The sequence below is a fragment of the Mediterraneibacter sp. 210702-DFI.5.30 genome (assembly GCF_020560115.1).
In the GTDB taxonomy this organism is placed as follows: domain Bacteria; phylum Bacillota; class Clostridia; order Lachnospirales; family Lachnospiraceae; genus Mediterraneibacter; species Mediterraneibacter faecis.
On record NZ_JAJCME010000029.1, the window covers coordinates 1 to 2,339 of the forward strand.

Annotated in this window: 3 protein-coding genes; 2 read left to right on the top strand and 1 reads right to left on the bottom strand. The window is 39.2% G+C overall.

Translation table 11 applies throughout. From position 1 onward, the window contains the following. On the bottom strand, positions 1-230 hold a 230-nt coding region (locus LI126_RS14525; protein ID WP_227165647.1), incomplete at its 3' end, for a helix-turn-helix domain-containing protein. A 301-nt stretch (positions 231-531) separates the two neighbouring features. On the opposite strand from LI126_RS14525, the gene LI126_RS14530 reads away from it, so the two are divergent. Both LI126_RS14530 and LI126_RS14535 read left to right on the top strand, forming a co-directional pair. After that, positions 532-1,806 (top strand): Y-family DNA polymerase, encoded by a 1,275-nt coding sequence (locus LI126_RS14530; protein ID WP_117499454.1) that lies wholly within the window; start codon positions 532-534, stop codon positions 1,804-1,806. 17 nt (positions 1,807-1,823) lie between these two features. Further along, positions 1,824-2,240 carry a hypothetical protein gene (locus LI126_RS14535; protein ID WP_227165648.1) on the top strand — a complete coding sequence of 139 codons (417 nt, stop codon included), beginning with the start codon at positions 1,824-1,826 and terminating at the stop codon, positions 2,238-2,240. Positions 2,241-2,339 lie beyond the last annotated feature (99 nt).

Sequence of the window (2,339 nt, forward strand, 5' to 3'; positions counted from 1 at the left end):
AATTGTTCAGAAGCTTCTGTAATAAAGGATGCATTTTCACTCATAAGATAAGAAACATCACACTGTAATGCATCTGCAAGTTTCTGGTAAAGGATATTCTGCTTTGGGTAACGTCCTTCTACTTCCCAGGAACGGATGGTTCGGTAAGATACACCAACCATGCTGGCCAGTTCCTGTTGGCTCATTTTTTTTCCTTTTCTTAATGATCTAATTTTTTCACCGAATGTCATAAAAATACCTCTTTCTAAGCCCTTGTCTTATAAGTTTCATTAGCCGTTTTAAGTCGAATGGGAAATATCTCTCCCATAAATCAAAAAATAATCTTGACAAAGGGAAAGGTCTATCCTATAATGTGAATCACAGATAAGGGAAACATCTTTCCTATAAGATACACAATATTTCCTCTTTTGTCAATGAATATGTGAAATGAAGTTCCTATTTTTGAAGAAAACAGGAAGAATGAACAGCTGTTGACAGTTAAAATGGGATACATATCACAAAAAGAGGAAAGATATATGGGAGGTGACAAAAGTGAGTCAGGATCAGACTTCTATTATCTGTATAGATCTGAAATCTTTTTATGCATCTGTAGAATGTGTAGAACGTGGACTTGATCCATTTAAGACCAATCTTGTAGTTGCAGATCCTACCAGATCAAAGTCAACCATTTGTCTGGCAATCACTCCGGCAATGAAAGCACTTGGGATTAAGAATCGATGTAGGATTCATGAGATTCCAGAAGGAGTGGATTACATTACTGCCATGCCACGGATGCAGCTGTATATTGACTATTCAGCAAGAATCTATGGGATTTATCTGCGGTATGTTTCAAAAGAAGACATCCATGTATATAGTGTCGATGAATGTTTTATCGATGTGACAAATTACCTGCATCTTTATCATCTGACCGCAAAAGAAATGGCAATAAAACTTATGCAGGCAGTCATGGATGAAACAGGAATCACAGCAACAGCCGGAGTAGGGACAAACCTGTATCTGGCAAAGATTGCAATGGATATTGTGGCGAAGCATGTGGATGACCATATTGGAGTTTTGGATGAATTTTCTTACAGAGAGCAGTTGTGGGAACATAAACCATTAAGTGATTTCTGGAGAATCGGATCACGGACAGAAAAGAAGCTGGCTGGTTATGGAATCTATACAATGGGTGACATTGCACTGACCTCTTTAAGATCTGAAGACTGGCTGTATAAGTTGTTTGGGATTGATGCGGAACTGTTAATCGATCATGCGTGGGGCTATGAGACTTGTCGGATGAGTGATATTAAGAATTATCATTCGGAAGAACATAGTCTGTCAAATGGACAGGTGCTAATGCGAAACTATTCTTTTGCAGAAGCACTTGTGATTGTAAGAGAAATGACGGACAATCTGGCGTTGGATCTATTTGAAAAAGGTCTTGTAACCAATTCGTTAACCTTGTGGATTTCATACGATTATCGGTATGGACAAGAATCATCGAAAGGAACTGTGAGACTTGAGAGAGAAACGAACAGTGCTAGAGAAATCATTGCAGCAGTAGAAGAACTTTATTGTAGAATTACAGACAGATCGACAGGAATCCGTAGGGTAGATGTCTGTGCAAACAGGATTGCGCCAGAAAGTTATGTTCAGTACAGCCTGTTTGATGATCCAAAACTGACAGATAAAGAAAGGCATTTGCAGGAGGCGGTATTAAATGTGAAGCATCGTTATGGAAAAAACGCTATTATGCGGGGCTCTAATCTGCTAGAGTGTTCTACTTATAGAGAACGCAATGAACAGATTGGTGGCCACCGGGCATAGAGAAGGAGGTATCAGAAGTGCTGGCAAGTGTATATCAACCGTATTTATATTCACCAAGACCTGTTTCCAGAAGGCATCCGATGGATGTAGGACGCAGGGCAAAACAGTTTGTGCCTTTTGCAGCACTTCGGGGACTGGATGAAACCGTTCGACAACAAGAGATTCTTTATGAACCTAGAAAGGTTCTATCGGAGGAAAAGCAAAATGAGTTGGATATGAAATTGAATATCTTAACTTGTGACCGGAAGATACAAGTAACATATTTCGTAAGGTCACAGAAGAATCCATTAATCGGTCAATACCATACGATAATGGGAACTGTAAAATTCTTTGATTCATCGTCATATTTACGGATTGATGATACAGAGATTCCGATACAGGATCTTTGTGATCTGACCGGAGATGTGTTTGAAGAGATAGAATTACCTTGTTAACTTAAGAGAAGCAGAGTTCTTTATACTGGAAAGGGTGAGTGGTAGCCGATGGAAGGATAAAGAAGGAAGCACAGATCATCAAAGCAGATCTGATAGAAA